24 protein-coding genes and 2 pseudogenes are annotated in these 21,406 nt (G+C 68.3%); 11 read left to right on the forward strand and 15 right to left on the reverse strand.

The window, feature by feature from the left end; translation table 11 throughout:
• Positions 1 to 130 precede the first annotated feature (130 nt).
• Positions 131 to 1,696 carry an ISL3 family transposase gene (locus OG906_RS35015; protein WP_329438726.1) on the reverse strand — a complete coding sequence of 522 codons (1,566 nt, stop codon included), beginning with the start codon at positions 1,694 to 1,696 and terminating at the stop codon, positions 131 to 133.
• Between the two features lie 236 nt (positions 1,697 to 1,932).
• On the opposite strand from OG906_RS35015, the gene OG906_RS35020 reads away from it, so the two are divergent.
• Positions 1,933 to 2,142 carry a hypothetical protein gene (locus tag OG906_RS35020; RefSeq protein WP_329448313.1) on the forward strand — a complete coding sequence of 70 codons (210 nt, stop codon included), beginning with the start codon at positions 1,933 to 1,935 and terminating at the stop codon, positions 2,140 to 2,142.
• A 337-nt stretch (positions 2,143 to 2,479) separates the two neighbouring features.
• On the opposite strand, the gene OG906_RS35025 is transcribed toward OG906_RS35020, so the two are convergent.
• Positions 2,480 to 3,421, reverse strand: coding sequence for a CehA/McbA family metallohydrolase (locus OG906_RS35025; protein ID WP_443067478.1), 942 nt, complete (start codon positions 3,419 to 3,421; stop codon positions 2,480 to 2,482).
• Positions 3,422 to 3,714: 293 nt separating this feature from the next.
• On the opposite strand from OG906_RS35025, the gene OG906_RS35030 reads away from it, so the two are divergent.
• On the forward strand, positions 3,715 to 4,845 hold the full coding sequence (locus OG906_RS35030; protein WP_329448314.1) for an FAD-dependent oxidoreductase: 1,131 nt from the start codon (positions 3,715 to 3,717) through the stop codon (positions 4,843 to 4,845).
• Positions 4,846 to 4,973: 128 nt separating this feature from the next.
• Here OG906_RS35030 and OG906_RS35035 read toward each other — a convergent pair whose 3' ends face one another.
• Entirely contained in the window at positions 4,974 to 5,510 is a 537-nt protein-coding gene (locus OG906_RS35035) for a transposase (RefSeq protein WP_329448315.1), read from the reverse strand.
• A gap of 6 nt (positions 5,511 to 5,516) precedes the next feature.
• Between OG906_RS35035 and OG906_RS35040 the strand changes: the two genes are divergently transcribed.
• Entirely contained in the window at positions 5,517 to 5,747 is a 231-nt protein-coding gene (locus OG906_RS35040) for a hypothetical protein (protein ID WP_329448316.1), read from the forward strand.
• Between the two features lie 119 nt (positions 5,748 to 5,866).
• Here OG906_RS35040 and OG906_RS43735 read toward each other — a convergent pair whose 3' ends face one another.
• Complete coding sequence (locus OG906_RS43735) at positions 5,867 to 6,139, reverse strand: transposase family protein (protein WP_443067479.1); 273 nt, start codon at positions 6,137 to 6,139, stop codon at positions 5,867 to 5,869.
• Between the two features lie 306 nt (positions 6,140 to 6,445).
• Between OG906_RS43735 and OG906_RS35045 the strand changes: the two genes are divergently transcribed.
• Positions 6,446 to 7,249, forward strand: coding sequence for a DUF6585 family protein (locus OG906_RS35045; RefSeq protein WP_329448317.1), 804 nt, complete (start codon positions 6,446 to 6,448; stop codon positions 7,247 to 7,249).
• Positions 7,250 to 7,426: 177 nt separating this feature from the next.
• Here OG906_RS35045 and OG906_RS35050 read toward each other — a convergent pair whose 3' ends face one another.
• From OG906_RS35050 to OG906_RS35085, 8 genes are all read right to left on the reverse strand, one after another.
• Positions 7,427 to 7,888 (reverse strand): Imm32 family immunity protein, encoded by a 462-nt coding sequence (locus OG906_RS35050; protein ID WP_329448318.1) that lies wholly within the window; start codon positions 7,886 to 7,888, stop codon positions 7,427 to 7,429.
• 272 nt (positions 7,889 to 8,160) lie between these two features.
• Entirely contained in the window at positions 8,161 to 8,451 is a 291-nt protein-coding gene (locus tag OG906_RS35055) for a hypothetical protein (protein WP_329448319.1), read from the reverse strand.
• Positions 8,452 to 8,619: 168 nt separating this feature from the next.
• The gene (locus tag OG906_RS35060) at positions 8,620 to 9,024 is read right to left on the reverse strand and encodes a hypothetical protein (RefSeq protein WP_329448320.1); all 405 of its coding nucleotides are present in this window, start codon (positions 9,022 to 9,024) and stop codon (positions 8,620 to 8,622) included.
• 225 nt (positions 9,025 to 9,249) lie between these two features.
• The gene (locus OG906_RS35065; RefSeq protein ID WP_329448321.1) at positions 9,250 to 9,591 is read right to left on the reverse strand and encodes a PRC-barrel domain containing protein; all 342 of its coding nucleotides are present in this window, start codon (positions 9,589 to 9,591) and stop codon (positions 9,250 to 9,252) included.
• A gap of 444 nt (positions 9,592 to 10,035) precedes the next feature.
• Positions 10,036 to 10,239 carry a cold-shock protein gene (locus tag OG906_RS35070; RefSeq protein WP_008735947.1) on the reverse strand — a complete coding sequence of 68 codons (204 nt, stop codon included), beginning with the start codon at positions 10,237 to 10,239 and terminating at the stop codon, positions 10,036 to 10,038.
• A gap of 249 nt (positions 10,240 to 10,488) precedes the next feature.
• Positions 10,489 to 10,839 carry a MerR family transcriptional regulator gene (locus OG906_RS35075; protein WP_329448322.1) on the reverse strand — a complete coding sequence of 117 codons (351 nt, stop codon included), beginning with the start codon at positions 10,837 to 10,839 and terminating at the stop codon, positions 10,489 to 10,491.
• Positions 10,840 to 12,373: 1,534 nt separating this feature from the next.
• Complete coding sequence (locus tag OG906_RS35080; RefSeq protein ID WP_329448323.1) at positions 12,374 to 12,706, reverse strand: STAS domain-containing protein; 333 nt, start codon at positions 12,704 to 12,706, stop codon at positions 12,374 to 12,376.
• Positions 12,707 to 12,844: 138 nt separating this feature from the next.
• Positions 12,845 to 13,168, reverse strand: coding sequence for a helix-turn-helix domain-containing protein (locus tag OG906_RS35085; protein ID WP_329448324.1), 324 nt, complete (start codon positions 13,166 to 13,168; stop codon positions 12,845 to 12,847).
• Positions 13,169 to 14,051: 883 nt separating this feature from the next.
• On the opposite strand from OG906_RS35085, the gene OG906_RS35090 reads away from it, so the two are divergent.
• Positions 14,052 to 14,441, forward strand: a complete 390-nt coding sequence (locus OG906_RS35090; RefSeq protein WP_329448325.1) for an ATP-binding protein — start codon at positions 14,052 to 14,054, stop codon at positions 14,439 to 14,441.
• Positions 14,442 to 14,612: 171 nt separating this feature from the next.
• A protein-coding gene (locus OG906_RS35095; protein ID WP_443067480.1) for an IS5 family transposase occupies positions 14,613 to 15,457 on the forward strand; the annotation gives its coding sequence in 2 pieces (ribosomal slippage) (positions 14,613 to 14,960 and positions 14,963 to 15,457; 843 coding nt in all).
• Between the two features lie 86 nt (positions 15,458 to 15,543).
• On the opposite strand, the pseudogene OG906_RS35100 reads toward OG906_RS35095, so the two are convergent.
• Positions 15,544 to 16,257 (reverse strand): annotated as a pseudogene (locus OG906_RS35100) (helix-turn-helix domain-containing protein).
• A gap of 398 nt (positions 16,258 to 16,655) precedes the next feature.
• On the opposite strand from OG906_RS35100, the gene OG906_RS35105 reads away from it, so the two are divergent.
• Positions 16,656 to 16,853: a hypothetical protein gene (locus OG906_RS35105; protein ID WP_329448326.1), complete on the forward strand. Its 198-nt coding sequence runs from the start codon at positions 16,656 to 16,658 to the stop codon at positions 16,851 to 16,853.
• 200 nt (positions 16,854 to 17,053) lie between these two features.
• On the opposite strand, the gene OG906_RS35110 is transcribed toward OG906_RS35105, so the two are convergent.
• Entirely contained in the window at positions 17,054 to 17,296 is a 243-nt protein-coding gene (locus tag OG906_RS35110; protein ID WP_329448327.1) for a hypothetical protein, read from the reverse strand.
• Between the two features lie 612 nt (positions 17,297 to 17,908).
• Here OG906_RS35110 and OG906_RS35115 point away from each other — a divergent pair.
• The 4 genes and pseudogenes from OG906_RS35115 to OG906_RS43740 all read left to right on the forward strand — a co-directional run.
• Positions 17,909 to 18,712, forward strand: a complete 804-nt coding sequence (locus OG906_RS35115; protein ID WP_329448328.1) for an alpha/beta fold hydrolase — start codon at positions 17,909 to 17,911, stop codon at positions 18,710 to 18,712.
• Positions 18,712 to 20,010, forward strand: coding sequence for a PP2C family protein-serine/threonine phosphatase (locus OG906_RS35120; protein ID WP_329448932.1), 1,299 nt, complete (start codon positions 18,712 to 18,714; stop codon positions 20,008 to 20,010). The genes OG906_RS35115 and OG906_RS35120 overlap by 1 nt, the downstream gene beginning before the upstream one ends.
• Positions 20,007 to 20,360: an STAS domain-containing protein gene (locus OG906_RS35125; RefSeq protein ID WP_329448329.1), complete on the forward strand. Its 354-nt coding sequence runs from the start codon at positions 20,007 to 20,009 to the stop codon at positions 20,358 to 20,360. Before OG906_RS35120 ends, OG906_RS35125 begins: the two co-directional genes overlap by 4 nt.
• 21 nt (positions 20,361 to 20,381) lie before the next feature.
• Positions 20,382 to 20,684 (forward strand): annotated as a pseudogene (locus tag OG906_RS43740) (STAS domain-containing protein); the annotation flags it as partial.
• A gap of 238 nt (positions 20,685 to 20,922) precedes the next feature.
• Here the strand turns inward: OG906_RS43740 and OG906_RS35130 are convergent.
• A complete protein-coding gene (locus OG906_RS35130; RefSeq protein WP_329448330.1) occupies positions 20,923 to 21,369 on the reverse strand; it encodes a DUF2267 domain-containing protein in 447 nt (148 codons plus the stop codon).
• Between the last annotated feature and the right edge of the window lie 37 nt (positions 21,370 to 21,406).

Here is a 21,406-nt window from a genome sequence, read left to right on the forward strand (position 1 = left end):
GGGCCAATGACCTTGGTCTCCCTGGGACCTCATCCGGCTCCGGCCGCGGTTGGTTGGCTCTGTCCACGAGAACGGGGTTCTGGCACAGATCTCGGGCTCTGTCGCTGATTTGGGGGTCGTGGCCTCTTGATCATGGTGAGAGCAGGATGCGGCGTCGTAGGAGATCGAAGTTGGCGCGGCCGTACATCTGTCTCTTCAGGAGCTTGACCCGCGTGACGTTACCCTCGACCGCTCCGGATGTGTAGGTCGTGGTGAGGGCGGCCTGGATGGCCGCGCGGTCGCGTCGCATGCCATTGGCCAGGGTGCGGAGTTCGCGTTGTCCATCGAGGCGGACGTCGGCTATCCAGACGTCGAGAGCGAGGTGTTCACTGCGGCGGTCGCGGACCATGAGTGCCAGGCGGCGTGCGTAATCGACGGTCGTGGCCAGCGCTGGGTTCCGCTCGCACAGATCGTCGAGACCCTTTCGCTCAACATCGTTGAGGCGCTCGGGTCGGCGCATGATCCAGTCGGTGACCCTGCGGACGGTCAGGTGTGGCAAGGGGGCGGTGAGTGGGATCGCGCCGTTGCGGTAGGGCTTCAGGTGCCGGCGGACGGTGTTGACGTTGCCGCGGTAGCCCAGCCGCTGGATTTCCCGGGTGAGCGCGGAGGCGTTGGTGCAGCCTTCCATCCAGCGATGGTGCAGGTAGAGGCGGTATTCGTCGATCAGCGCGGGTCGATGAATGGCCGCGAGGAGAAGCTCATCGACTTCTGCGGCGTGCGCGAAGCGGTTGACTGTGCCGCGGCTGAGCCGCAGGTCGCGTGCGATGGCGCGAAGGCTGTCGCCACGTTGGATGCGTTCGTGGATCTGTTGGTGGCGTTCGCGGGTGCGGGCGACCAGAGGTCGTGGCCGTCCGTGGATATCCAGTTCTTCGCGGTCGCGGCCCTCGGAGGCCGGGCCGTCGTCGGTCCGGTCATCGTGTGAGGTGAGAGGCTGTCGCAGGTCAGCGCGATGCCGTCCGATGACGCGTTCGACTGCTTGCGCCAGGTTGTTCAGGAGGTGCCAGGCATCGGCTACCTGCATGGCCTGCGGGGCACCGACCTGGGCCCCATCGCGGTAGGAGCCTGCACGGTCACGGCAGACGATCCGGACCTCAGGATGGTCCCGCAGCCAGGACGCGAAAGTTGCTGCGGCCCGGTCGGCCAGGACGTCGATCGGGCGGTGGGTTGCCATGTCGATGAGGATCGTCGCGTAGGTCCGTCCCTTTCGAACGGCGAAGTCGTCGACGCCGAGATGCGGCACCGATCCCGACGAGGGGAGCGGCAGCTTACGGATCAGCCGGAGCAGAGTGTCCTTGCAGGTGTCGATGGTCATGCGCTGAAACAGTCGAGCGCCTGGCCGGCCGCCCAGGAACAGGGCCACGTCGGTGAGCTGGGCGGTGAGTGCGTCGGTGCGGCGTGCGTGGCGATGCGTCAGGCCCGGTATCTGCTCGGCGAACGTCCGACGGTCACACTGCTCGTTCCCGCAGACGAGTCGACGCGCCCGTAGCTCGATCCGCACACGCCGGCCGGCGACCGGACGATCCGCCAGGGTCCGCTGGTAGTAGCAGTGCACTCTCGAAGATCTCCGCCCGCATCCGGGACAGGCCGCCGACACGGCCCCCGACCGCACGGCGAGCCGGGCCTCTGCATCCGTCAGCACCAGCTGGTCGACTTCCACCGCGACACCCGGCAGAAGAAGGTCCCCGACCTGAACCCCACCCATCACATCGGATAGTTGCCCATCTACCCCCAAATTAGCGACAGAGCCAGATCTCGGGGAGGTGTCGCAGAGCGTTACACCGTCGTTCGATTGCGAAGAGTCGGGGCCTCTCCGTCCTCTGTGGCCTGGGCCACCCCGGCTCGCCGCTGGACCAGAGCCAGGAGCCCCACATCAAGAGGGGTGCCGACGCCGTCGTGGACAAGGAGCCGGCGATCACGCTCACGTATCCCAGCCAGGACGGCGTCAGCGTCACGCACTACGTCGCCGCAGAAGGCCGCTCGTACCTGCTGAAGCGCGTCGAGACCAAGGCTGGGCAGGTGCAGGCCGAACTCACCTACTGGGACATCAAGGCCCCCACACCGCTGTACGCGCCCCCGGCCGACGAGGTCATCCCCTTCGAGTAGGCCCGAAGGCCGCCCCCGCCACGGCAGGCAGGCAGCCCTCTCCGCTCACGCGGCGCGGACATCGCTGCGATGGTCGTATCCCCGTACAGCCGTCGACTCGGCACTTCCTGCGAGAGGTATGCGAGATCGACGTCGTGCTCCATCCCGTGCAGCAGGAACGGAAGCAGGATGACGTTGTGGCCGCGCCTGCGCCCTGACCATCGCGTCGACAGGCCAGGAGAGCGGAAGGTCGGAGGCAGTGGTCTGGCCACGCCAGGGACTGCGGGCCGGGGATCGCTGGCAGACCATCGGCTGGCGGTCGCCCCCGGCCGACTCGCCACGAGGCGGACGTCCGGCTCTATGTCCCGGTGGTGGCGGTGGGCAGGTCCCCCAGGTGGATCGGGTTGCTCCACGCCCGTCCCCCGTCGGCGTCCTCGACGGTGACCCGGCAGTAGCCCTGGCCGAACATCGCGACGGGCAGGGAGCCTTCGGTCAGCCCTTCGCCCTCCACCACCTGCAGGCCCGGGGCGCCCCCGGTGAGCAGGATCTTGCGGGCGGGTGAGCAGCGCACCGTGATCCGGCCGTCGTCGAGCCGGACGTCGTGCAGCTCGGGGCCGGTGCTGGAGTAGTAGTGACCGGCCTTGAGGGCGGCGAGGAGGGTGTCCGGGTCGAGGGATTCGGCGCGTACCTGGACCCAGGCCACGCACCCCGGCGGGTCCTGGGGCTGGAAGTGCGCGTCGTCGGCGGCATAGGCGTTCAGCCTGTGCCCGCGGTTGAGCAGCACGTCGGTCAGGTGCCAGCTGTCGCCGCGGTGCTCGCGGTCCGCGAGTGCGTTGTAGACCTCGACCGCGTGTGCCGCGTCCAGGGACTCGGCGTCGTCCGTGGTGAGCAGCGAGGCCGCGGGGTGTGCCATGCCGACGAAAGCGCCCGCCGCCCGCGCCCGCCCCGCCAACTCCGGCCCGCTCTCGTCGGGCTCGGGGGGCGTGAAGCTGAGGGGCAGCCCCACGGCGACGATGTGCCACTTCGGCCCGGCCTCCGTGCGCGGGGCGTGCAACTCCGCGCCGAGCAGGGTGGTGAACCCGGGCGTGCGCAGCGCCCGGGTGTCCGTCAGCGGGAACCCGTACTCGGCGCGGAAGTGGTCGGTGATGGCCAGGAAGTCGTAGCCGGCGTCCTGGTAGCGGCGTGCGACCTCTGCCGGTGACAACGCCCCGTCGGACTCGTCCGAATGGGTGTGCAGGTTGCCGCGCCAAAACCGCCCGGCCTGATCGAAAGGCAGGTCCAACACCAGAATCCCCCGCACACGACGACAGTAAGTAACGCCGACTCTAAAAGACTTGAGCTATACGTATGACTAATCCCCTCGGCGTGCCGCTCCCCCGAGGGCACCGAAGCCCGCTGAATCCCGAGCCTCAGGTTCATCTCCCTCTCTCCCCCTCGGATGTGGGGCAGGCCGTGACGGCACCTTCAGCACGCGGTGTCGGTCATCCATCGGAGGTTGCCGGTTCGATGTCGGTGGCTTGTCGGCGAGTTCCGGCACCGTTCCAGAGACGGCCGCCCGGAGCTCACTGAGCGGCCCCGATCCCAGGAGCCACCATGCACATGCCCGTCACGATCATCGGCGCCGGACTCGGCGGACTCACTCTGGCCCGCGTCCTGCACGTCCACGGAATCCCGGTCACGGTCTACGAGGCGGAGTCTTCCCCGACGGTGCGCACGCAAGGCGGGATGCTCGACATCCACGACTACAACGGACAGCTCGCCCTCAAGGCAGCCGACCTGATGGACGAGTTCCACGCCATCGTCATGACGGGCCGCCAGGCGACGCGGGTCCTCGACCCGGACGGGACCGTCCTGCTCGACAAGGCCGACGACGGCACGGGCGGCCGCCCCGAGGTGCAACGCGGCGAGTTACGACAGATCCTGCTCGACTCGCTCCCGGCCGGCACCGTCCGATGGGGGCACAAGGCCGGCAGCACCCGCGCCCTGGGCGGAGGCCGCCACGAGGTGACGTTCGCCGGCGGCGCCACCGTGGTCACCAGCCTGCTGGTCGGCGCGGACGGCGCCTGGTCACGGATCCGGCCGCTGCTCACGACCGCCACACCCGAGTACGCCGGCACCTCCGTCGTCGAGACCTACCTGTTCCACGCCGACACCCGCCACCCGGCCGCCGCGAAAGCGGTCGGTGACGGCATGCTGATCGCGCCCGCACCGGGCAAGGAGATCTTCGCTCACCGGGAGAACGACGACACCCTGCACACCTACGTGGCGCTGAGCAGGCCTCAGGAGTGGTTCGCCGACATCGACTTCACCGATGCCGCCACGGCCACAGCCCGGATCGCGCGCGAGTTCGACGGCTGGGCACCGGAACTCACCGCGCTCATCACCGACGGCGACACGGCACCTGTCCTGCGCCCCCAATACGCTCTGCCCACCGGGCACCGGTGGGACCGGGTGCCGGGGGTCACCCTGCTCGGCGACGCCGCCCACCTCGCGCCCCCGAACGGCGACGGCGCCAACCTGGCCATGTACGACGGCGCCGAACTCGGCAAGGCCCTCGCAGCCCACCCCGCCGACATCGAGGCCGCGCTCACCGAGTACGAACAGGCCATGTTCATTCGCAGCGCCGAGGTCGCCACTTTCGAAGGTGGAGAGGTCGTGGGGATCGAATCCGAGCACAACACGGCTCAGGGCCTGATCAACATGATCACCGAGAAGAGCCGATAAGCCGCGCAGACCCCGATCCGACGCTCTCTGTCCCACCCCGCTCAAGCCTGGGCGGCGGTGACTCCCAAGCTCGGTTCTGGCACAGATCTTGGGCTCTGTCGCTGATTGGGGGGGGCGCGGTCTCTTGATCATGGTGAGAGCAGGATGCGGCGTCGTAGGAGGTCGAAGTGGGCGCGGCCATACATCTGTCTCTTCAGGAGCTTGATCCTGGTGACGTTGCCCTCGACTGCTCCAGAGGTGTAGGTCGTGGTGAGGGCGGCCTGGATGGCCGCGCGGTCGCGTCGCATGCCGTTGGCCAGGGTGCGGAGTTCGCGTTGTCCGTCGAGGCGGACGTCGGCGATCCAGACGTCGAGGGCGAGGTGTTCACTGCGGCGGTCTCGGATCATGAGTGCCAGGCGGCGGGCGTACTCGACGGTCGTGGCCAGCGCGGGGTTCCGCTCGCACAGCCCGTCGAGACCCTTTCGCTTAACATCGGTGAGGTGCTCGGGTCGGCGCATGATCCAGTCGGTGGCCCTGCGGACGATCAGGTGTGGCAAGGGAGCGGTGAGTGGGATCGCGCCGTCGCGGTAGGGCTTCAGGTGCCGGCGGACGGTGTTGACGTCGTCGCGGTAGCCCAGCCGCTGGATTTCCCGGGTGAGAGCGGAAGCGTTGGTGCAGCCTTCCATCCAGCGATGGTGCAGGTAGAGGCGGTAATCGTCGATCAGGGCAAGCCGGTGGATCGCTGCGAGGAGAAGCTCATCGGCTTCTGCCGAGCACGCGAAGCGGTTGACCGTACCGCGGCTGAGCTGGAGATCGCGTGCGATGGCGCGAAGGCTGTCGCCACGTTGGCCGGCGACCGCGAGGTCCATCCGCCCGCTCGATCTCCGCCCGCATCCAGGACAAACCGCCGACACGGCCCCTGACCGCACGGCGACACGGACCTCCACATCTGTCAGCACCAGCTGGTCGACCTCCACCGCGACACCCGGCAGAAGAAGATCCCCGACCTGAAACCCACCCATCACACCGGATAGTTGCCCAACTACCCCCAAAATAGCGACAGAGCCCGGAAGCTGAGCCAGAACCCTGTCAGCTCGATGAACACGGGCTGACCGCCCACCGAGCTGTCCGCGAGGCGCCTCTCGTAGGTGCTGTGCACCCGCCCCGACAGCACCGCGCAGTCCGGACATGGCTCGCTGCGGCCCCGTGTTCTGGCCTGGATGCGAACCGCTTCATTCGCCAGGAACACCCGTTCTACCTCGACGCAGCCGAGGTACGGAAGCAGCACCTCTACGAGGTCATCACACCTCACCACAATCCCAGATGACGCTACGTCACCGGACGGAAAGCCCGGTGATCGTCCTCACGGAATTCGTGCCTGATCTGATCCCGCTTGAGACCTGCGGAGCCACGCCGGGTGGATTTCGATCCTGTGTGTCGAGTCGAGAGGGCGGGCGTGTGCGGGGTGACGGTACTGGGCTCCGGGGGCATTGCCCGGGTGCGGATCCTGGTGTTGGCTGCTGGGGTCACTCTAGGGTTTCGATGCCGAGACATTGGGTGAACTCCCGCTCGCTCAGGCGGCCTTGCGGGGACCGCCGTGACTTTGAAGCTGAGGCCGCGCATGACCATGCCGACGTCGTCCTCCCCTGCTGTAAACGCTCTGGCCGTCCGTCATCGGCTGGGTGATCTGGAGCACACCTTCGGCCCCAAGAGCGAGGTCGGCGTCCAGGAGAAGTACCGGGCCTTGTTCGTCGTGGGCTCCCTGGCCGCCATAGCCGCGCTGCTGGGTGGTGGCGTCCTGCTGTGGGTGAAGGTGCACTGGGGGGTCGCGATGGTCCCCTTGTGGATCGCAGTGGTCGCAGGCGGGCTGGTGGCCAACAGTCCCCTCTTCCGCAAGGGCCTGGCTGCCAGGCGGCTGCACCTGTACGAGCACGGGCTGGTCGTGAACACCACCGGCAGGCGCCTGTTCGCGGTGCGTTGGGAGCGAACGTTGCTCTATCAGGAGACGGTCCAAGAGGTGATCAACTACAAGGGCACGCAGACGCCGACAGGGCGTTCCCATGCCTCCGTGCTGGTCGCACCGGGTGGGGAGAAGGCCCGTATCACCGACCTCTATGCGGGCTCGCCCACCTGGGCCCCGATGATCGCGGAAGCCGTCGCCCGCGCCCAGGTGGAGAAGGTGTGGAAGCTGGTGCGGGAGGGCGGGACGGTCGGCTTTGGCCCGTTCAAGCTGTCCGGCGCCGGAGTCGCCAACGCTTCCGGCGAGATCCTGCCGTGGCGGGATGTGAGCGAGGTGGCCGTGCGCGGGGGCATGGTCTGTGTCTGGCGGGCGGGTCAGACCAAGGCCTGGCAAGCGCCCCAGGCCCAGAAGGTGCCGAACCTGCTCGTGTTCTTGACCATCGTGGACAACCTCCGCCACCAGTAGATTGCGGGAGTGTCTGCCAATCCTTCCTCGCGGGTTCGTGCCGGCATCCGAGCCTCTCCTGGAGGGCGGTCTCCAGCAGCCGCTTCATCAGTTGCCGGCCCTTGGCTCGGCCTCCTCTTCGCCATGCTCCGCGACAGAACCTTCTACGCATCCCGGCCGGCCGCTGCCATCACTGGTTCATCGAATCGGCATGCCCCCATGAGGACTGTTCAGGACCATGGCCAGTGATCCAGCGGCAAGGTAGTAGTGATCCGGGAAGTACTCGATGTGTCGGTGCCCGCCGTCGTCCATCTCCGCAATCGACCGAACTTCGTCACCCAGAGCGGTCAGGCTCAGCCGGTCACCCTCGATGAGGAGAACGCTCTGCTCCGAGTCAACTCTGATAAGGGCACCCGGGCCGCTGGTGCTCACCACCTTGACCGAAGCCAGTTCAGTGCCACCGAAGTTCGGTTCAGCCGAGGCGGTGGTTTCCACACCGCCCCTCCCCGCGACGAGGGCAAGAGCCAGAGCAACGAGATCCGCCGCGCCACCCGAAACGTCCAACCCATCCTCGTGAGGAAAGAACAAGATCCTCATCTGCGACAACCCCTTCGGTTCCACAACGCCAAACTCCACGATCAACGCTTTGCCCCTGGTCAACCAGGCTTCCCTGGCTCAACGCGAGCCCCATGGACGTTACTCACCGCCTGACGAAACCCACAGGGCCCCCGGCGACGGCTGCTCTGGCGTCCGAACCTCCGTCGGCGAGCTGCGCGAGGACGAACGGGCCGTCTGCGTACGACGTCTGCGGGCGTTCGCCAGCCGGCAGTCAGCGCGGGCGCCTGGTGAAGCCGCTGCGCGAAGACCGACGCGGCTGTCTCCGCGTCCCCGGCGTATGTCGTGCGAATGACCCTTCCGGTCGCCGGTCGTTGTCACGGCAGACGATCACGGGAGGCCGATTCGATGCGCGGGACCAGGTCCAGGGCGAGGTACGGGGTCACGGGCGCGGTGACGGTGGCCGCGGTCGCCGCGCTGGGGATGTCAGCGCCTGCGCAGGCCGCCGAGGCGTGCAAGACGAGTTCGAAGAGCATCGACACTCCCACGTACAGCGGGCCCTGGCCCGACAACTGGAAGTTCACCGTGAAGGCCTGCGCGAAGCGCTCCGGCGGCCGGGTCAGCCACTGGGCCACGGTGTCCTGGGACCTGCCCGCGAGCGTCTTCACCCCCGGAGGCATCTTCAACGCCCCCGGCACCGGAGTGCGCGTGACCGGGAAGCGACCCGGCGGCCGTGCGGCCGGCGTGACGCGTTGGACCGACCTGCGCGACCGGCTCGACCGGGCCCGCGACGGATCGGTGACCACCCCCGCGTTCACGATCGGCCACGGCGCAGATCAGGCCGTGACCGCCGTGGTGGTCGAGCTCGATTGGAAGAACGACGGCAAGGCCCCCGTCCGGTACGTCTTCACCACGTCACCGAAGGTCTGATCCTCTCGGCAGCGCAACGGAGTCGCGCTGGTCATCGTCCACTGTGATGCGCCGTCGGTGTAGTTGTAGGTCCGGACCTGGTATTCCCAAGCCCAGCCGTCCTGGGTCCAGGTGGTGTCGAACCGGTTGGACGGCACGACCACCTCGCTCCAGTCCACGGCGCCGGCGAGCCGGTGGCGGACGGTGTATCCGCGTGCGCCGAACACCGGGTTCCAGGTCACCTTGATGCCGCTGGGGACGGCATCCGCCTTGAGTCCCGACACCGGAGAGATCGGCCGCTCCGGGAAGGAGGAGATGCTGTCCGAAACCATCTGTCCGATCCCGAACTGCCCGTTGAGGGTCCGGGCGTAGGCGTACGCGATCTGGTACTCGCCGCTCAGGTTCGGGTGCAGGCTGTCGTAAGCAGCACCACCGGGGTGTGGTGCCCGGGGTCGGGACGGACACCACGCGAGTGATCCGGTCTCAGATCACGTGAGAGCCAGGATTCCCTCCCCTGCCACCCATGCAGGCCTGGTGGAAGCCGACTGCGCTCGGTGTCACAGGGAGAGGTAGTAGTTGCCGACCGCGGACAGATAGCGGTGGTCGGCTGTATCGCTGTCGGTGGCGAACCGTGGAGCGGCTTTGATCTGCTCGCGGCTCGGTGCGACCTTCACCGTCTGCGTTTCGGTGTCGATGACGGTGACGGCACCCGCCGGGATCAGCACGCTCCGGCCGAACACCCACACGCCGGTATCAACCACCAGATGTTGCCTGCCGGGCTGGTCCTGCTGACGGTCCACGTGCCCGATGGCGCCATCAGCGGCCTCCACGGTGAAGCCCACCAGTGACTGTCGCGACGTGTATCCGCTGTCCTGCGCGTACATCCACACGCTGCCCACAGCTTCGTCCCCTCCCCCTCGACACCCAGGCCCCTCGGATCGTATCGACCCTCCTCATTCCCCGGCATGCGCCGGGCATTCGAGGGACACATCCGCTGACGCCCGCGTTCGATGAGCTCCAGCCGGAACGCGATCGAGGAAGCCCGTACGCGCGTCGCTCATCGCGGCCGGCGGCCGCGGCCGGGCCGCCGCGTCTGGGTCTTGCGGCGGCCGGCCTCGCAGTTGTCCCGCCGCAGAGTGCAGGCGCGCACCCTGCCCCGCTGAAGCACGCGGCGAGCCGGCCTCGACGCGGATCAGGGCCGCGCAGCGTCTGCCGCGCGGCCCTGATCCGGTACGCCTCGGACCCTGCCGACACCGCGGGGATGAGCTCCCAGTCGAAACTGTGGGCGCCCGTGCGGCCCGAGACGAGACGGGGCGGGGCGGGGCGGGGCGGGGCGGGGCGGGTCAGGCCGGGTTGATGTTCTCGGCCTGGGGGCCCTTCTGGCCCTGGGTCACGTCGAACGTGACGACCTGACCCTCCTGGAGCTCGCGGAAGCCCGAGGAGTTGATCGCCGAGTAGTGCGCGAAGACGTCCGGGCCGCCGCCGTCCTGGGCGATGAAACCGAAGCCCTTCTCCGCGTTGAACCACTTCACAGTTCCCGTAGCCATATCCATGCCTTCCAGTCGATTGACGTCTCCCACACCCTGCGGAAGACGGAGGTGATCGTCCTGGTTCCTGCGGCACAGCACAGCAAAACGCCCACGCCGAAGGCGTGGGCAAAGGGGAACTTCCGAACCACGACAGCTTGAGCCCGACGCTACACGCCGGCACCCTCCGTCACCACGTGAAACGACTCATACGCTGCACTCGACGGAGCGCGCGCAGGAGGATGAACGTGCCGGCGGGTGCGTACTGATTCACGCCACGGACGGTGGGTCCGTCGTCGCGGCGGCATTGCGGTATTCGGCGTTGAGGCGTTGGGCTTCTTCGAGCTGGTCTTCGAGGATGACGATGCGGCAGGCCGACTCGATCGGGGTGCCCTGGTCGACGAGTTCCCGGGCACGGGCCGCGATCCGCAGCTGATACCGGGAATAGCGGCGGTGCCCACCCGCGGAGCGCAGCGGGGTGATGAGGCGGGCGTCGCCGATGGCACGGAGGAAGCCCTGGGTGGTGCCGAGCATCTCGGCCGCCCGGCCCATCGTGTAGGCGGGGTAATCGTCGTCGTCCAGGTGACCGCCCAGCGGGCCGGTCGTGTTCTCTGCCGTCATCGCACCTCTCTGTGAAACACGTGGAGGGGCCCCGGTGCTTATGGCACCGGGGCCCCGAAGGAACTGCTACACCATCCACCGGCCCTACTACTGCACCGGCCTACTTGTTTCCGCCGACCCGACCTGAATGCCGTCGGGTGTACGGGGATCGCGGTTGCTTGACCGGAGACCACCTCACAAACGATGTCCTGCGGTACCCGGGCCCTGTCACTGCGCCCGGGCGATCCTGATGGCGCCCATTCCTCCGTTCATCCCTCGGGATCAACTACATACCAAATGGGAACTACACACTGCTGGAACTACCGGTACTGCTCCACTCGATACAGCTGATACTGCGCACTGCGTGTACTGCTCGCGGCCTGACCAAGCGCCACGTCTTCGGCAGCCAGCCCCGTCGCCCATCCTGCAACTGCTCTGGCTTAGAACCCCACTGCCGAACCTCCCGGCACGAGCGTCCACCATCGACGCCCACACCGAGGTACCGCGTACTGCGTGTACTGCTCGTGGCCTGACCGAGCGCCACGTCTTCGGCAGCCAGCCCCGTCGCCCGTCCTGCATCTGCTCTGGCTTAGAACCCCACTGCCGAACCTCCCGGCACGAGCGTCCACCATCGACGCCCTCACCGAGGTACCGCGTACTGCATTTACTGCTGATACTGCGTGTACTGCTTGCGGCGGCCCCTGATCACCGCGGGCCACCCGGTCCGGTCGCCAGTCCCGTCGCCGACCTGCACAAACCTTGGCTTCGACACTCCACCACCGCACCGTCATGCGCACTGCACCTACGGGTACTGCTTGTACTGCTGCCCGCCAGTTCGTCTCTGGCAGGCCCTGCGGTCCTTCTGGGTTACGAGAGAAACCATAACCACACCACCGCCCGATGTCTAATCCGACCGCGATAGATTTCCGGGCGCTCGACAGCGAGGTAATCGACCTGGGACCACCGCCGCAACCGTCAGACGCGCAATTCGGTCATCGACGGGATGACCCCCACAGGTCGGGGCACAAGAACCGCACACCCGGCGTCGACGATCAGCTAGGTGATCTGATGGACGCGATGGCGTCGCTCGGCACCAACGCTCTGCGCCACAGCGGCGGCATCGCCACCATGGAGCTGAGCGCGCACCCCGACGCCATCGAGGTGACCGTCCACGACCGCAACCGTGAGGCACCGCGAATGCGCACCCCCGACCTGAACGGCGGCACCGGAGGATTCGGCTGGGCCCATCCGCCTCGCCCACACCACTGCCGTCACCCCCCAGCCGGCCGGCGGCAAGACCGTAAGCGCCCTCATCGCCCGATAGCGCTGCCGGCGGCGACCTGCCCACGGCAAATCTTGCCGCGACCCTGCACAGCGGCGCCACACGTCCCATAGCCCCTCCAGCGCCACCGCTGTCTGAGCACCTGCCGCCCCAGTAATCGCCTGTACCACCGCCAAACCCCGGCAACCATCAGGCCGGCCCACTCGACGTCCTACGGCGCCGACTCACGGGCGGGAAGCGGCTCTATCGACTCGATGCCGTTAGTGCTGTTCCCTACAGGATGCGGGCGGCTTCCACGCTGACGGCGGTCGGGAACAGTGAGCCGGCCCCGGTGAGTTCGAAGACGCGCCGCAGGCTGGGAGGAATCGGGCCGGCCAAGACCAGGCGGCCGGAGCGCAGCAGGCGCAGCATCTCGTTGAGCATCGAAGAGTCGGCGAAGGTGAGCCGGCTGACGTCCAGAACGATCCGCCGGACGGAGGGATCCGCGGCGGCCGGGTTGCCGGCTTCACGGAAGGCTTCCAGGGTGTCCTGGTCGAACTCTCCGACGCACGCGATCACCCGAACGCCGTCACCCTCGTCCGGCAGCACCAGTACTTGTTGTTCCACAGGTCTTTCCTTGATCGCACGCGTGCCGTCCCGCCCGGCCGCTGCTGGATGGGAAGTGCCGACGTGGCAGTTCAGTTCGTCCACGTCGGCCCCTTGAGATCCGGCAGTCGCGTTGGCGGTGGCCGGTTCGGTGTCGTCTCAGGCCGCAGCCGTGGTGGCGGGCCCGTTCTGGACGTTGAGGCGTTGGGCTTCGCGTAGTTGGTCTTCGAGGGTGACGATGCGGCAGGCCGCCTCGATCGGGGTTCCCTCATCGACGAGCTCGCGGGCGCGGGCCGCGAGGCGGAGCTGGTGACGGGAGTAGCGGCGATGACCGCCCGCGGTGCGGAGCGGGGTGATGAGGCGGGCGTCTCCGATGGCGCGGAGGAAGCCCTGGGTGGTGCCGAGCATGGCGGCGGCCCGGCCCATCGTGTAGGCGGGATAGTCGTCGTCGTCGAGACGGCCCAACGAGTCGTCTGCTGTCATCGCACCTCACTGCGAAACAGGTGAAGGAACACGGGTCTGGGTACAGAGAGGGGCCCTGGCACGTGTCGCGCCAGGGCCCCGAAGGAACTGCTACACCATCTACCGGCCCTGATACTGCGCCGGCCTCATTCCGCACACCCGTCTGAAAGGCAACGGATGATGCGGGGATCGCGGTTGCTCGACCGGAGACCACCTCACTCACGATGTCCTGCGGTACCCGAACTCGCGTGGCGTCCGGGCGATCCCGATGATGCCCAATCCCTCCGTTCATCCCTCGGATGATCAACTACCTACCTACGGGAACTGCCGATACTGCGAACTGCTGATACCGCGAACTGCTGGTACTGCTCGTGACCTGACCCAGCGCCACACTTTCGGCAGCCAGCCCCCGTCGCCCAACCTGCATCCACTCTGGCTTGGAACCCCACTGCCGAACCTCCCGATGCGCGCGCCCGCAGCCGACGCCTTCACCGAGGAACCACTCCACTGACTTCACTGCTGAGGTACCGCGAACTGCTGGTACCGCCTGGTGGCCCCTCATGACCGCAGGCCACCCGGTCCGATGATCAGTCCCGTCGCCGTCCCGCAACCGCTCTTGGCTTCGACACTCCACCACCGCACCGCACTGCTGAACTGCAACCACCTGTATTGCGGTACTGCTGCCCGGCAGTTCGTCTCTGCCAGGCCTTGCGGCCTCTCTGGCTACGAGAGAAACCATAACCACCTCACCGCCCGATGTCTACTCTGGCTGGCATAGGTTTCCGTGTGCTTGGTGAGGGAGGTATTCGGATCCCACCAGGATTGAAGAGTGGCGGTCCGGGGCACGAACGGCCCGGCAGGCACGGCTGCATGCTGGACACGACAACAGAGACCGGAGCGCGAGATGACCACGACGAGCACCGAGCGCACAGCCCTTCAGTTCCTGTCCGCCGTCGCCGAGGCACGCCAGGCCGCCCGGACGTTCCTGGACACCCTCGTGCCGGCCGTCGACCCGGAGCACGCCGACACCGTGGTCCTGGTCGTCTCCGAACTCGTCACCAACGCCCTGCGTCACGGCGGCGGCACCCACACGCTCCGCCTGGCCGCCCACCCCGGCACGATCGAGGTCGCCGTCGACGACTCCAGCCCGCGGATGCCGCGCATGCGCACCCCCGACCTCGTCCACGGCACGGGAGGGTTCGGCTGGCACATGGTCAACGACCTCGCCCACGCCACCGTCGTCACACCCCGGCCCGAGAGCGGCAAGACCGTACGCGCCCTCCTCCCCCGCTAAGCCCTCGGGCGGCGACGTGCGGGTGATGACGGCGTCGCGTCCTCGGGCTTCCACGGCCGGGACGCGACCGGGTCCGTCGTAGTGTTCAGACGGCGGCGGATCGCAGGGTTTCAAAGGCCGGACACAGCAGCTAGGCCGTTTCCTTCGGATCATCTGATCGTTGGTTGATGTGTGTCGTTGACTGACGCGCAGTGGGCGCGGATCGAGCCGTTGCTGCCGGAGCGGACGCCGAAGCGGGGTGGGCGGTGGCGTGATCACCGGCAGGTGATCGACGCGATCGCGTTCAAGTACCGGACCGGGACACCGTGGATGGACCTGCCCGAGCACTTCGGGTCGTGGAAGGGAGCCCACAACCGGCTGCGGAAGTGGGCCGCGGACGGGACCTGGGAGAAGGTCTTCACCGCCCTGCTCGCCCAGGCCGACGCCGAAGGCGATTTGGACTGGGTCGTCGCGGTCGACTCCACCATCGTCCGTGCCCATCAGCACGCCGCCGGGGCCCGTCAAAAGGGGCCCCGGACGGCGAGCCCGCCGACCATGCCCTCGGACGGTCCCGCGGCGGACTGACCACGAAAATCCATCTGGCCGCCGACAACCGCTGCCGGCCTCTGGCCTTCCTCATCACACCCGGCCAGGCCGGTGACGCACCCGCGTTCCCAAAGGTCATGGCCCGATTACGGGTTCCGCGGCCGGTCGGCAGGCCGAGAGAGCGACCGGACGTGGTCCTGGCCGACAAGGCCTACTCGTCCCGCGCGATCCGCTCCCACCTGCGGCGCCGCGGAATCCGGGCGGTGATCCCACAGCCCGCCGACCAGGCCGCCAACCGCAAACGTCTCGGCCGACTCGGCGGCCGTCCCCCCGCCTTCGACCGCGAGGCCTACAAGCAGCGGAACACCGTCGAGCGCTGCATCAACAAGCTCAAACAATGGCGCGGCCTGGCCACCCGCTACGACAAGACCGCCACCATCTACCTCGCCGGACTCCACCTCGCAGCCATCTTCATCTGGTCAGCGAGATGATCCGAAGGAAACGGCCTAGGCGCGGTGACAATGGCCGCAAGAGGGCTGGTCGGTTGACTGCACGTCGCCTCTCGCGATCCTGGCGCTCATGGGCGGCTCGCCGCGTCCATGTACGTCTTGGAGACGTCGGTGATGAAGTCGCGGCTGCTGTCAGGGTCGAGAGAGTGAGCCTGAAGGCGGCCGTACAGCACGCCGTACTGCTGCACGTCGGATGGTTTGTCCAGGTGCTCCACCTGTTCGCGCATGACGTCCGGACTGTCCACGACACGGCGCAGTGCCGACTCCTCCAGGACGACCCACAGGCGCAGCGTGTAGGCCGGGTCGTAGATCCGGTGCTGGCGGCGCAGCCGCACCTTGAGTCGCGTGCCGGCCTCTTCGGCGGTGAGCAGGGGGATCGTTTCGCCGATGACGGCTTGAGCGTAGGCGGGAGTCTGCAACAGCCCTGGGATCGCCATGCGTTCGTAGGTATGGAGGGAGGTGGTGTCCGTCTCCAGGGCGATGTAGACGCTCTGGGGGATGTCGCCGTAGGCGTGCCACCAGCCCCGCTGTCCGGATTCCCTGGCCATCTGCATCAGCGAGCCGATGACCTGCTCGTCCGTCACTCCTTAGATCGCACACAGATCTCGCACGTCGCGGGGACTGACGGTGCGGCGGCCGTTCTCCAGGTGACTGATCTTGGGCTGAGAGACCATGAGCCGCTCGGCCACCTCGATGCTCTTCAACCCACTGCCCTGGCGGAGCCGGCGGAACTCCGTCCCCAGACGACGTCTCCTGACAGTTGGGTCAATTCTCGCCGCCACGAGCGGTACACCTCCGACTTCAAGTCATGCTGCCGACCCGCAGACTGCCATGGAGCACGGGGTGCCGATCATGTGCCGGGCCGCCCTGCTCCTCGGGCAGCCAAAACAACCCGTGAATCCGTCATTCGCCTCAAGCCGGCGGGGTGTCGGCGGGAAGAACGAAGGTGACCTCGGTGCGGCCCTTGCGCGTGGTGCGCTCCAGCATGGCGATCGGCTCCTGACGGGCGGAGACAACGGGCTCAGCGCCCATCCTCGACAACGGAACTGCGGCCCGCATGCCGACCCATCCGCACAGGCGACACCACCCTTCGCCACAGTCCGTAACCCAGGGAGTGCGAAAGGTGATGCCTCATGTGAGCTTGAGGGGGAGGAATCCCCCCACGCATCAAGGAGCCGTCATGGGCGGTAAGCAGGACAAGCGACAGGAACCCGGCACAGGCCGCGAAGAGCAGCAGTCCCCGGGTGGGCCCGGTCAGGACCCGGCCCGCCCGGGGCCCCGCACCCCCTCGCCGGGCGACCGTCGCCCCGAGGAGACGGAGCGGCGCTGCGAGGAAGACCCGCGCGAGGATCGCTACCTGCGCGACGACGCCTTCTGAACCCAGGCGCCGTCCCACGCACGCAGAGCCCTGCCGGGCCCGTAGTCACCCGGCCGGGCTCTGTCACGTCGCGTCGCCCCACCTTCAGGGGTGCGGCTGCCGGCATCCTGGCCATGCGATTCCTCAGCAGCCCGAACGCGGGCCCGTCGCGCGCGGTCCCGGGTTGTCCTGCCCGGGACCGCGCCACGCCGGGCGCTGGTTCACGCGTCGTTGACGAACAGCTCGTCCGCGCGTTCGTACTGCGCCAAGGCCGCGCCCAAGCCGAACCAGGTCGCCGGCCACGTCGCGACGAAGATCCCCCAGCGATCAGCCCGATCCACGCCTGCCGGCTCCACCTTCATCGACGTCACCCATGAGGCGACGGACAACCCAATGGTCAGGCAAGCGATGGTGTTCGCGTGTTCACTCCGCAGGCCCTTGTCGTGCAAAAACTTGACGATCATGGCGCTCCTCGCGATTCGACGACGGAACTCCCACCGTCGCCCACACCCCCACCCACCGCATCCGGGAGCCCCAAGGCCCCGCCCGCGCCCACTCCCGGCGCGGGCGCGGGGCATTCGTTTTTCCGCCGTGGTGGAGAGGCTCAGGTGGTCGGCTGGGAGACGGGCAGGTCAACGGCTCCTGCTTCCCTATTCCTGCATGTCGTCCGTGTGGAGCAGTGGGCGGTCGCCGGAGCGCAGGTCGAGCTTCTGCATCTGAGTAGATGCCGGGTGCTGGGTGGGGCCGAATGGCATGTTTACGTACACGGACAGTTCGGTGACCGCCTCGTCGACCTCGGCACCCTTGCGCTGTTCGGGGGACGGCGGCGCGGCCGGTGGCCTGGGAGGGCGGGGCGGGACGGCGCCCGATAGGCTCGCCGCATCCCGCGCCGACATGGAGTGCGCCGGGTAGGGCCGTGCTTGAACGAGCTCACCCCTCGAAAAATTGCAGCGCATCGGCCCGACACAGCCCCGGCAGTACTCACGGTCCGCCGGGGCTCTGCCCTCGTCGTGGTGGCACCCTCCCGTCGATGGGCCCCTGTCCGGGGTGACCGGGGTAATGGGAAACTGGTGGGTATGGATATCCGTCGCAGGAACAACGTCACCGTCACGGGTCGTACGGACGGGCCGGTGCTCCTGCTGGCGCACGGGTTCGGCTGTGACCAGAACATGTGGCGCCTGGTCGTCCCCGCGCTGGCCGAGGACTACCGGCTGGTGCTCTTCGACTACGTGGGCTCCGGCCACGCCGACGCCTCGGCCTGGGACGAGCAGCGCTACAGCTCACTGGAGGGCTACGCGCAGGATGTGCTGGAGGTCTGCGAGGAGCTGGATCTGCGGGAGGTGACCTTCGTGGGGCATTCGGTCAGTGCCATGGTCGGGGTGTTGGCTGCGGCCAAGGCGCCGGGGCGGTTCTCCCGGCTGGTGATGGTCGCCCCCTCGCCCCGCTACATCGACGAGGCCGGATACCGGGGCGGGTTCGACGCGGACGACATCGACGAGCTGCTGGAGTCCTTGGAGTCGAATTATCTGGGGTGGTCGGCGGCGATGGCGCCGGTGATCATGGGCAACGCGGACCGCCCGGAGCTCGGCGAGGAGCTGACGACGTCGTTCTGCGCGACCGATCCGGACATGGCGCGGGTCTTCGCCCGTACGACGTTCCTGTCCGACAGCCGCGAGGACCTGAAGACCGTGACGGTGCCGACGCTGGTTCTGGAATGCGAGCAGGACGTGATCGCCCCTCGCGAGGTCGGGGCCTACGTTCGCGACGCGATTCCCGGCAGCCGGCTTGTCACGCTGGCGGCGACGGGGCACTGCCCCCAGTTGAGCGCGCCGCAGGCCACCGCAAGCGCGATCAGCGACTTCGTCGGAGTCGCCCGATGATGTGCACCACTGACGAGGAGTCGGACGGGGAGCACGACGTGGACGCCACGGACGCGGCCTTCACCTCGCTGCTGGAAGACAGTGCCGAGGAGCTGTACGAGCAGGCTCCGTGCGGGTACCTGTCGACGCTGATGGACGGCACCATCGCGAAGATCAACACCACCCTGTTGGAGTGGCTGGGTCTGGAACGCTCGGCGGTGGTGGGTCGGATGCGGTTCACCGATCTGCTCACGGTGGGCGGCAAGCTCTACCACGAGACGCACTTCGCCCCGATGCTGCAGATGAAAGGCGAGATCAGCGGCATCGCCCTGGACATCAAAGCCGCCGGCAAGCAGCGGATGCCCGTCCTGGTCACCTCGAAGGTGAAGACCAGCGATGACGGTGAGCCGCTGCTGATCCGCACCACCGTCTTCGACGCCCGGGACCGGCGCTCCTACGAGAGGGAACTGCTGCGCGGCCGCCAAGCCGCGGAGGAAGCGCGACGCGAGGCGGAGGAGGCACGCCGGCAGGCAGAGGCCGACCGCGAACGCCTCCAGGAAGCCTTGGCCGTCCTTCAGCAGAACCTGCTGCCCGCCGCGCTCCCCGCGATTCCGGGCCTGGAGGCCGGCTCGTACTATCACACGGCCTCCCCGGACCTGCTCGGCGGAGACTTCTACGACCTGTTTCCCCTGGACGCCGGCCGGTGGGCGTTCTTCCTCGGCGACGTGTGCGGCAAAGGCCCACAAGCCGCCGCGGTCACCTCCCTGACCCGGTACACCCTGCGCGCGGCCGCTCTTCACGATCCTGATCCCGTCACCGTGCTGGCCACCTTGAACACCGTGCTCCACGAGCGGTACAGCGGCGGCGACCCCCGCTACTGCACCACCATCTTCGGCGTCCTCGAACCCGCCGCCGACCACGTCGAGGTGCACCTGGCATCCGGCGGACACCCCTCCGCGCTGATCCAACGCGCCGACGGCACCGCCCACTACCTGCCCACCCCCGGCGGCATGCTGATCGGCATCCTTCCCTGGGCGCAGTTCACGCCCGCCCGCACCCGCCTGTTGCCCGGCGACACCCTGCTGCTCTACACCGACGGTCTCACCGAGGCCCGCGTCGGGCCGGAGCGCGCGCTGTACGGCGAGGACGCCCTCCTCGCATTCACCAGCACCCAACCGCCCGCAGGGCCGCAGTCCCTGATCGCCGCCCTGACCGGACTCCTCGCCGGGTTCGGAGACGGACTCGACGACGACACCGCGCTACTCGCCCTCGGCGTGCCCGCCCCGCTTCCCACCCCCGCGAGCGAAGACCCCAAATGAGCCCCCTCACGATCGCCTCCCGCGACGCCGCCACCGGCCCCGTACTGGAACTCACCGGTGACCTCGACTACGCCACGGCACCCGAACTCCGCAAAGCACTCGACGGCCTGACCCTGACCTCCGGGCAACTACTCGTCCTGGACCTCGCCGGTCTCGACTACTGCGACTCCAGCGGCATCACCACCCTGCTCGCCGCCCGCAACCTGACCATCCAACAAAACGCCCACCTCGCCCTGGCCGCGGTCCCCGACAACACCGCCCGCATCCTGCACATCGTCGGCCTGGACCAGATCTTCACCATCCACCCCGATACCCGGGCGGCCACCCACCCCAGCACCGCAGCATCCTGACGCACACGAACCCACTGCCACGCCGCCGCGCTCGATGCTGCCCTGCGACGTGCGGTCACCGCCCCTGACAACCCCGCGAAGATCACCGTCGACGTCAGCGGCCTCGCCTTCTGCGACTCCCCCGGCCTCGACACCCTCATCCGCGCCGAACACTCCACCGCGGACCGGTGTTCGGCGTCGCTGGAGCGGGCCGGTATGAGCCCGCGGGCCTGCACGCCGGCCGCGCGGTGCAGCCCGCCGCGATCGATCCGAGCCGGCGGCCGGCGTGGCCGACCGACCGGCAGTGCCGTCACGTGGCCCCTGCGCAGGCCGGCACGTCGCTGACGCGTGGTGTCGGGAGTGGTACACAGTGAGGACGTCGGCCCGTGGGCGGCCATGAAGTGCCGGGACGGGGAGCGGCTGGGCGTCGAGCATCACGAGCCCCCGGAACGTGCCGGTGGTCGGGGCAGGACCGGGACGATGTCGGCGTGGGCGAGTGCCGCAAGTCCTGCCTCTCGCGCGCAAGGGGCCGGGACCGTGGTGGCGGTCCCGGCCCACGCGCTTGTCGGGGGGGAGCGTCGGGTCAGGCAGCGATCGGCTGGGATCGGCGCAGGTGTGCCTGGCCGAAGAGGAGGGCGTAGTCGTCGGGGAGCCGCTCAAGGACGCGGGCGGTGAGGTCGGGTCCGGCGAGACGGGCGACCGGGGTGAGGACGGCGCCGGTGTCCCAGCGGGCGACGGCGGGGCTGACGCCGGTCTGCGCGGCCAGGTTTTTCACGAATCCCCAGCCGGTGAGCTGTTCGGCGTCGGGGGGCGCGCAGGTCAGGGCGAGGGCCGCTTCGACGGGCAGGCACTGGGCGAGGTCGACGCGTTCGTCGCCGGTGATCTGCCGTCCGAGTGCGGTAAGGACGTTGCGGACGGCTTCCTCGGCGCGTTCGCGGGTGGGGTAGGCGCCCTCGTAGCGGACGCGTTCCAGCATCTGGTCGAACGTCATGGCGGAGGTGGGCCGGTTCGGTCGAGGCTGGTCGTACATGGTCGGGTTGCCTTTCTCTTCTCCGTGAAGGGTCCGG

Origin of the sequence: Streptomyces sp. NBC_01426 (assembly GCF_036231985.1) — a bacterium.
Taxonomy (GTDB): Bacteria; Actinomycetota; Actinomycetes; order Streptomycetales; family Streptomycetaceae; genus Streptomyces.

Excerpts from the sequence above, each read along its gene's own strand:
- OG906_RS35125 (WP_329448329.1), top strand. The coding sequence starts at position 20,007 with ATGAGCCCCCTCACGATCGCCTCCCGCGACGCCGCCACCGGCCCCGTA.
- OG906_RS35110 (WP_329448327.1), bottom strand. The coding sequence starts at position 17,296 with ATGATCGTCAAGTTTTTGCACGACAAGGGCCTGCGGAGTGAACACGCG.
- OG906_RS35070 (WP_008735947.1), bottom strand. The coding sequence starts at position 10,239 with ATGGCTACGGGAACTGTGAAGTGGTTCAACGCGGAGAAGGGCTTCGGT.
- OG906_RS35115 (WP_329448328.1), top strand. The coding sequence starts at position 17,909 with ATGGATATCCGTCGCAGGAACAACGTCACCGTCACGGGTCGTACGGAC.
- OG906_RS35060 (WP_329448320.1), bottom strand. The coding sequence starts at position 9,024 with ATGGTTTCGGACAGCATCTCCTCCTTCCCGGAGCGGCCGATCTCTCCG.
- OG906_RS35090 (WP_329448325.1), top strand. The coding sequence starts at position 14,052 with ATGACCACGACGAGCACCGAGCGCACAGCCCTTCAGTTCCTGTCCGCC.
- OG906_RS35075 (WP_329448322.1), bottom strand. The coding sequence starts at position 10,839 with ATGACGGCAGAGAACACGACCGGCCCGCTGGGCGGTCACCTGGACGAC.
- OG906_RS35045 (WP_329448317.1), top strand. The coding sequence starts at position 6,446 with ATGACCATGCCGACGTCGTCCTCCCCTGCTGTAAACGCTCTGGCCGTC.
- OG906_RS35030 (WP_329448314.1), top strand. The coding sequence starts at position 3,715 with ATGCACATGCCCGTCACGATCATCGGCGCCGGACTCGGCGGACTCACT.
- OG906_RS35085 (WP_329448324.1), bottom strand. The coding sequence starts at position 13,168 with ATGACAGCAGACGACTCGTTGGGCCGTCTCGACGACGACGACTATCCC.
- OG906_RS35105 (WP_329448326.1), top strand. The coding sequence starts at position 16,656 with ATGGGCGGTAAGCAGGACAAGCGACAGGAACCCGGCACAGGCCGCGAA.
- OG906_RS35120 (WP_329448932.1), top strand. The coding sequence starts at position 18,712 with ATGTGCACCACTGACGAGGAGTCGGACGGGGAGCACGACGTGGACGCC.
- OG906_RS35130 (WP_329448330.1), bottom strand. The coding sequence starts at position 21,369 with ATGTACGACCAGCCTCGACCGAACCGGCCCACCTCCGCCATGACGTTC.
- OG906_RS35040 (WP_329448316.1), top strand. The coding sequence starts at position 5,517 with ATGGTGCAGGTAGAGGCGGTAATCGTCGATCAGGGCAAGCCGGTGGAT.
- OG906_RS35035 (WP_329448315.1), bottom strand. The coding sequence starts at position 5,510 with ATGGAAGGCTGCACCAACGCTTCCGCTCTCACCCGGGAAATCCAGCGG.